The organism is Streptomyces sp. MK7 (assembly GCF_032658145.1).
GTDB classification, from domain to species: domain Bacteria; phylum Actinomycetota; class Actinomycetes; order Streptomycetales; family Streptomycetaceae; genus Streptomyces; species Streptomyces spiralis.
Genome location: NZ_JAVACL010000097.1, coordinates 1 through 7,244 on the forward strand (window position 1 = coordinate 1; position 7,244 = coordinate 7,244).

Annotated in this window: 8 protein-coding genes; 3 read left to right on the plus strand and 5 right to left on the minus strand. The window is 67.0% G+C overall.

The window, feature by feature from the left end:
* Positions 1-1,512 (minus strand): cytochrome P450 (locus R2S09_RS39610; RefSeq protein WP_316746116.1); only part of this gene is annotated, 1,512 nt, incomplete at its 3' end.
* 245 nt (positions 1,513-1,757) lie between these two features.
* Here R2S09_RS39610 and R2S09_RS39615 point away from each other — a divergent pair.
* From R2S09_RS39615 to R2S09_RS39625, 3 genes are all read left to right on the plus strand, one after another.
* Entirely contained in the window at positions 1,758-2,411 is a 654-nt protein-coding gene (locus R2S09_RS39615) for a TetR family transcriptional regulator (RefSeq protein ID WP_316746118.1), read from the plus strand.
* Positions 2,412-2,652: 241 nt separating this feature from the next.
* Positions 2,653-3,354, plus strand: coding sequence for a hypothetical protein (locus R2S09_RS39620; protein WP_316746120.1), 702 nt, complete (start codon positions 2,653-2,655; stop codon positions 3,352-3,354).
* Between the two features lie 153 nt (positions 3,355-3,507).
* A complete protein-coding gene (locus R2S09_RS39625; protein ID WP_316746122.1) occupies positions 3,508-4,068 on the plus strand; it encodes a hypothetical protein in 561 nt (186 codons plus the stop codon).
* A 414-nt stretch (positions 4,069-4,482) separates the two neighbouring features.
* On the opposite strand, the gene R2S09_RS39630 is transcribed toward R2S09_RS39625, so the two are convergent.
* From R2S09_RS39630 to R2S09_RS39645, 4 genes are all read right to left on the minus strand, one after another.
* Complete coding sequence (locus tag R2S09_RS39630; protein WP_316746124.1) at positions 4,483-4,908, minus strand: SsgA family sporulation/cell division regulator; 426 nt, start codon at positions 4,906-4,908, stop codon at positions 4,483-4,485.
* A gap of 559 nt (positions 4,909-5,467) precedes the next feature.
* Positions 5,468-5,797 (minus strand): NIPSNAP family protein, encoded by a 330-nt coding sequence (locus R2S09_RS39635; protein ID WP_306193120.1) that lies wholly within the window; start codon positions 5,795-5,797, stop codon positions 5,468-5,470.
* A 13-nt stretch (positions 5,798-5,810) separates the two neighbouring features.
* On the minus strand, positions 5,811-6,227 hold the full coding sequence (locus R2S09_RS39640; protein WP_316746127.1) for an SsgA family sporulation/cell division regulator: 417 nt from the start codon (positions 6,225-6,227) through the stop codon (positions 5,811-5,813).
* 116 nt (positions 6,228-6,343) lie between these two features.
* Positions 6,344-6,616 (minus strand): hypothetical protein, encoded by a 273-nt coding sequence (locus R2S09_RS39645; RefSeq protein ID WP_316746129.1) that lies wholly within the window; start codon positions 6,614-6,616, stop codon positions 6,344-6,346.
* Positions 6,617-7,244 lie beyond the last annotated feature (628 nt).

Here is a 7,244-nt window from a genome sequence, read left to right on the forward strand (position 1 = left end):
GCACGAGCCGAGGCTGGAACCGTAGGCGACGGTCAGATTCACCCCGACACCGCTGACCGCTGCCGGCGCCTGCGTGTCCCCGGTCTGCACGTCCGCAGCGCCGAAGACGGTCCGCTCGTGCTCCTGACGACGGCGGACGATCAGTTCGAAGTTGCCGGGCTTGCGCGTCAGCGCCTCCCGGGGGTCCATCTTGTAGTCGGTGGTGTCGGAGAACTTGAACTTCTGCAGCACCAGCGCGAGGGCCAGGCGGGCCTCGGTGAGCGCGAACTGGCGGCCGATGCAGGCACGTACGCCGTTGCCGAACGGCTTGTAGGCGTGCGGGTGGTGCTGGACGCGGTTCTCCGGCAGCCAGCGGTCGATGTCGAACTCGTCAGGCCGCTCCCACGCCTTGGGGTGTGTGTGCAGCGGGCCTTCCAGGATGAGGACCTTCGCACCCTTCTTCAGCTCGTAGTGGCCGCCGATGACGGTGTCCTCCCGCGCCGTCTTGCCGAACGACGGGATGGGAGCCCACAGGCGCAGGGTCTCGTCCAGGATCCGCGGGATGACGTCCAGCTGCATGATCGTGTCGTAGTCCGGGACCGTGTCACCTGGCATCAGCCGGTCCACCTCGGCGTACGCCTGGGCCAGCACGTGCGGGTTGCGCATCAGCGAGTACGTGGCGAAGGACAGCAGGCCGCTGGTGGTCTCGTGGCCGGCGATCAGGAACGTCAGCACCTGGTCGCGGACGTTGTCGTCGTACAGCCGCTTGCCGGTCTCCGGGTCGGTGGCCTCCAGCATCAGGCCCAGCAGGTCCTCCTCACCGCCGCCCTTCCCCTCGCGGCGCTCCTTGATCACGCTCTCGACCAGCTCCTGCATCAGCTGGACGTTCTCGCCGTACTTCTTGGCATCGGCCTTGCGGAGCTTGGTCATCATCGGCAGCTCCTGCGAGCGCCGCAGCGACTCCACCAGCGCGCCCAGCAGCGCGTTGAGGAAGGGGTGCAGCTCCTCCTTCTCGAAGGAGTCGAACCGGTAGCCGAACCCCGACAGGGCGATCGTGTCCAGTGTCAGCCGGGTGTAGTCGTCGGTGATGTTGACCGACTGACCCTCCTTGCGCTCCCACTTGCCCGCCAGGTTCTGGGCGATCTCCAGCATCTGCCCGTAATAGGCCCTCATGGCCCGCTGGCTGAACGCCGGCAGGAGGATCCGGTGTGCCATGCCCCATTCCTCCTCGTGCTGGTGGGCCGTGAACAGGCCCGCGCCCGCGAAGTCCCGGACATGCTGCAGCGGCGTCTTCTCGATCTGCTTGAAGAACCGCGTCTCGTCGGAGACCTCGGCCACCAGGTCCGGGTCGTAGACGAAGATCTGCTCGACACCGGCGATGTCCAAGCCGTAGATGCCCTCGGGGAACTGCTTGGACAGCTCGGCGAAGTACTCGACCGGGTTGGTGTCGGGGATCTGCGGCGTGTTGCCGAGCAGGGGGACCCCGCGCGGGGACCGGATGGGGCGAAGGTCGTTCGCGGAGTGCGTGGTCATGGCTTGCTCCTCTGCGTGGAGGGGGATGGGCAAGGGCGCGCTGCTCGGGTCGATGCCGTGGCGCCGTAAGGAAACATACGCCGTATGGAATTGGTACCGTACGACGTATGGAAACGTGAAGCAAGCCCGGCCGCCCTGGTGGGTGCTGTGATTCAGGTCATTTCCATACGGCGTACGAAACTGATACCGTACGGGGTATGGAAAAGAAGGTGAGGCGTCCCCCGCGGGGAACGAGGAAGAGGGATGTGCCTCTGACCGAGGCCGGGATCTACGCCGCCGCCCTGCGGCTCATCGACGAGGACGGGGTCGAGGCGCTCACCATGCGCAAACTCGCGACCGTGCTCGACGCGAACCCGATGTCGCTGTACCACCATGTGCCGAACAAGGAAGCGGTGCTGCGGGGCGTGACGAGAATGGTCGGAGCCCAGTTCCGCACCGTGAGGCTTGAGGACGCTCCCTGGCAGGAGCGCATCCGCCTGCTCGCAACCGACTTCCGGACCCTGGCGCACCGTCACCCCGAACTGATGGCCTACTCGTTCAGCCACCAGCCCGACTTCATCCAGGCCGACGACCCGTTCTGGACCGCGCTCACCGCGATCGTGGAGGCTGCCGGGGTTCCGCAGTCAGAGGTCTCGGAGATCGCGGCGCTGATGGTCGCCGTCGTCATCGGTGTCCTCGCCGCCGAACTCAACGGCTCGCTCCACAAGTGGTCGACCCTCAAGCCCCCCGGCTTGGACGATGGTGAAGACGGTGACGGCGATGCAGACCCTGATTCTGCGGACACATCTCCTGAAGGCCCTGACCAGGACCACATGTTCCGCCTCGTGATGGACACGCTGATCACGGGTCTGGAAAGCCGGCTCACCGGCGATCGTGACGGCCGGGACGCCGGCCTTTGAGTCACACCTTCTGAGGCGCTGCGCCCCAGGCACCGGCACCTGAGCCTCGCCCGCAGTCGGGCGATCTCAGGCTGCGACATACGGGAGCCACCCCCGTCACATCGGGGGGAACACCGCCCGGCGGGGTGGTTCCCTAGCCTCTTCACGGCAGCCGTATAACGCTGACCCGTGAAATGACCATGGCCGTTGGCTTATCGCCACCGCCGCTGCTCCGGCGCCACTTCGCCTTCCTGCCCTGATCGTGGCCTCGTCGTCCGCCTCCGCCGTGGCCAACAACGTCCTGGTGGCGCGTAGAGGACCGAAGCCGGTGGTCCCGCTGGGCATGGCCATTGCGGCCGCCGGGCTGATCTGGATGACCAAGCTGGACCTGAACAGCGGATACGCGACGCAGGTACTGCCCCAGCCGGTGCTCGTCGGCATCGGGCTGGGCACGGTCATCGCGCCCGCCATGAGCCTGGCGACCCCCGACGTGGCGGCGACCGATGCCGGCGTCGCCTCGGCCGCTGTCGACACCCTGCAGCAGATAGGCGGTTCCATCGCCATCGCCTTGTTCAGCGCGATGGCATCCGACGCCGCCACCGGCTACCTCTCCGGCCACGATCCCAAGGACCCCGGCGTCCTGGCCCAGGAGCAGGTACGGCCGAAGAGGGCGTACAAAGGGCGTATGGGTGCGCGCGGTATATCGGGAGACCGCCTCTTGGAGCAGCGCGCGGGGCGCGGGATGCTGGTGATCGCGCTCGCGCTGATCGTGGTCATCACCGTGACGGACATCGGCATAGGCACCAGTGTTCATCTGGGCCCGCTGCTCGTCATCGCGCCGACCCTGACCGCCTCCTTCGCCGGTCCGCGGCTGACCGCTCTGGTCGGGGCACTGGCACAGGCGGCCCTGGTAATCATCTCGGTCTTCCATGGCGGGCTGACCACCGCTAACCACGTGGCGTAGCTCATCGCCCTGGCCGTGTTGTCGGCTCTGGTGGTCTTCATCACCTATGTGCGGGAGCGGCGTGCCCGGGAGCTGAGCCGGGTGCGGTCGGTGGCCGAGACGGCACAACGGATTCTGCTGCGGCCTCCACCCCGCCGGATCGGACCCTTGCGGGTGGCCTGGCTGTATCTGGCCGCCGAGGACGAGGCTCAGATCGGGGGCGACCTGTTGGCGATCGCCCGCGCCGACAACCCCTGCACCCGGGTGCTCATCGGCGACGTACGAGGCCATGGGCTGGCCTCCATCGGCGAGGCATCGGTGGTGATGGGCGCGTTCCGTGAGGGCGCTCACCGGTACGTCTTCGGCCGGCGTTTCGATCTGGCCCGGCTCGATGCTGTGTACCAGGCCGGCCAACGCCGCGAGAACATGTTCGGTGACGTTCTCTGCCGTCGTACGGGCTACGTCGGGGTCCTCCCAGACCTCGGGGACTCCACGCTGCAGGCACCGCTCGACGTCATGGATCAGCTGGTCTGCCCGGAGGCTGACCTCACGCGCGGCACGGGACACGAGACTGCCCGCAGGGAAGTCCACAAGACGACGTTACGCTGCACCGGCGTGTACAGGCCGTCAGGGTTCGGGGAGCGGGGCCCAGCGAGCGCACGGTCGGCGTTGAAGCCGCTCACTCAAGCGAGATCTCTTCATCGGGCAGCTGCCCGTCCCAGTAGCCGTCCATGAGCCGAGCAGTTCAGCAGGCTCGGCCAGCACTCCGGCTGACCGCAACTCGGCCGTCGTCCACCAGCGGGCTTGTGGGGCGAGCGCGAAGCGGACAAACGGCTGCCAGACTTCCGCCGCAGGGCGCACCACGACGACGTAAACGCCTTCAGGTGCGTCTCTGCGGCAGAGCCTGCCGACGAGCGGCGAGCTACGGAGCGCGGGAAGGTGGGCGATGCGACGCAGGTAGCGGGTCGCCGCGTGGCGGCTGGCCTCACCGGGGCGGGTCGGCCGCGGAGTCGCGGCGAACATCCTGACCGACGCCGGCTTCGGCCCGGCCGCCCTCGACACCACGACTGCCGACATCCACTCACCCTGGCGGTGAACACCGAGGCGCAGACGTCCGTGTGCCTGCCTGAGGTCGCACCCTGCCAGGACTCACCCTTCGGCGAGGAAGTGCGCCAGCAAGCGGTCGAAGTCACTGTGGGCGAGCTCGGCCCCCCGGGGCACCACTGCCTCCGTTTCCTGCAGGAACGCCTTGAATTCCTGCGCTGGGGCCTTGAGCAGGGCCGTACCGGACGGCGGGTTGAGAAGGATGTACACGTCGCGGCAGCCCTCCTCGCCGGCGGGCCATATGCGAACGTCTCCCTCGCCGGCAGGGCCCTCCAGGCCGTCGATCAGCAAATCGCGCCCGATGATCCATTCCACCAGCTCGTCGCTGTCGACATCGGCGGTGAATGCGGCATGGACCACATAGGGATCACTCGGCTCATAGCGAAGATTCATGATCATGGACAAGGACGTCGCATGCACGCCGACAAGCTTCACAGGCAGCCCCTGGATCACAGTTCTCAATGACTTCATTGGGTCTTACTCCTGGTGCTTCGAGTCATCCGGGGAGGGAGGGCCATCGGAAGGGCTGTCGTCGGATTCAAAGAGGCTGCACAGAGACGCGGTTACTGCGAGGACCGGTGGCGGTCGGCACGAGGACACCCGCAGGAGCAGTTCTTCGTGCCGTCGCAAGGGCGCCCGGCCGACGGGAGCAGGCGAGGCCACTACTTTCGGCCGGGGCCATCACGGAGATGTGGCCAACGGTGGCTGCCGGACAAAGGGCGCTCTTGGTCTCAGCGATCGACTCTGTACCGGTCGTGGTTGTAGTGAACCGACTCGTCACGGTCCCCACCTCGACGCCGGCCGTGGTTGCCGGGGCCCGGTCACGCAATGCAGGGCCGTCCTTGGACCGGAACGGCACGCTGTCGGAGTCCGAGGAGACGCACATGACCACCCAGGTGCCCTGCTTATGGCTAGGTATCGATGCCGGCAAGGGCCGCCACTGGTGGGTCGTCATCGACGACACCGGAACACCATCCCAGGGCCGCCGGATACCGGCCCTTCTGCCGCGTCACTCGTCGCAGGCCGACCGTCAGCGCAAGGGAGATTCCACGGTGGGCGTCAGCAGGGTCTCGTCGAGGCCGACGATCTGGCTGATGTCGAAGCCCTCCATGTCTGCGCGGAATTCAGGACTCGACAGATATGCCTCCAGCCGCTCCTGCACGTCGTCGGCGTCCTTGTAGGAAACGAGGGCGTACAGCCGGGGAGTGTCGCTTCCGGGCGCCGCGGGCACCGTCCAGACGCCGTGGGTGGTGATCCGGTGCTTGGCCATACCGGGAATGTGCTGCGCCCAGATCTTCTCGTAGGCGGCGAGCGCGTCGGAGCTGCGCAGGGTGTAGACGCGGAGCTGGTATTGGGACATGACACTGATTCCTTTACTTCTGAGCATGGATGGTCGGCGGCCAGCCTCGGGGGAGGAGGTGTGCCAGTTCGGCATCCCAGTCGATGAGTCCGGACTCGGTCCCCCGTAGCACCAGAACCTGGGTGTCCTGAAGGAAGGACGAGATGTCCTGCACGGGGACCTCGAGCAAGGCGGTGCCTGCGGAAGACCCGAGGGCGATGTAGATCGACTGGTCACCCCGCCCTGTGGCCGACCAGATCCGGACGTCCGCGTGGCCTGCGGAACCCTCCAGACCGTCAGCCAGAAGATCCCGCCCCAGGACCCATTCGACCGGCTCGTCACAGTCGACGAAGAAGGTGGCACGGACGACATAGGGATCAGCGTCCTCGTAGCGCAGACGTACGCATAGGGGCAACGAGTAGACGTGCGAGACGACCAGTTGCACGGCCACCCCGTTCTACGACCTTCAAGGACTTCTTCATAGGCTTCCGCTCCCGGGTATGGCTCGGCGGTGCCTCACACCGGCCTGTGGCGGAGAGGCAGCGCGGGCGGGGGCGGTTACCCGTCTCACCGGTCGCCGCGGCTCACGTCATGGTGGCTGCCCCCGCCGTCGTGCTCGCAGCGGTTCCCGTCGTGGCGATAGGACCTGTCGGACGTCCAGCCGTGTCCCTCGTCCTCCCAGCGGTAGAAGTGACCATCGCGGTAGTAGAGCCCGTCGCAGTCGTGCCGGGTCGAATCGCTGCCGTGGCGGTCCTGGTGCCAGCCGCGGGCCTCGTCGCAGGAGTAGCCCCGCTCGAGCAGGTAGCCGACACCGTGGTCCCAGCTGTAATCAGCGGCCACGGCCCCGTCGGTCGGGTGCTGGGCGTGCGTGGACGCAAGGGGCGCGGCCGAAGCGGTGCCACCGGCACCGAGGACGGCGGCACCGGCGAACCGCGACGGAGGAGACAGTGAGGGCGATGCGCTTCGCGAGCTTGTTCATGATCTTTCCTTCCCGAGGGGGTGATCTGCGCCAATGGCTGTTCTGTCAGGCGATGTATGACGCCCGGTGTGGTCCGAGCGCGCAGTTCCATACGTTGTATGGAAGCACGTTTTCATTGTTACCATACGTCGTATGGAAATGTCGAAGTGACGAAGGTAACCGTTTGACCGGCTCGCGCGAGCGCCAACAGATGTCGCTCTTCAGCGCGAGCTGCCCGTTGCCGTCCCCTCGGCAGGCCGGCCTTCCTCGCCTTTGCCACGGCAGTGTGTGTCCTGGTGATCGGTGGCTTCAGCGACCCGGAGATCGCCTCAGCCCGGGGAGTGAGGGCTCGAAGTCACGCATGCATCCAGTTCGCCGCAGAGGCGGGTTTGCGATCGCCGGAAGGCGGGACGAGTATTTCTGGCCGGGGCGGCGGGTGGGGCATCCGGTCCCAGCCCGGCGGCGGAGGCGGGAACTGCCGGCCGATCTCCCGGTAGGTGCTGACGACAT

What these genes read in the sequence shown, in the direction of transcription:
- R2S09_RS39635 (WP_306193120.1), bottom strand. Translation starts at nt 5,797, where the DNA reads ATGTCCCAATACCAGCTCCGCGTCTACACCCTGCGCAGCTCCGACGCG.
- R2S09_RS39630 (WP_316746124.1), bottom strand. Translation starts at nt 4,908, where the DNA reads ATGAAGTCATTGAGAACTGTGATCCAGGGGCTGCCTGTGAAGCTTGTC.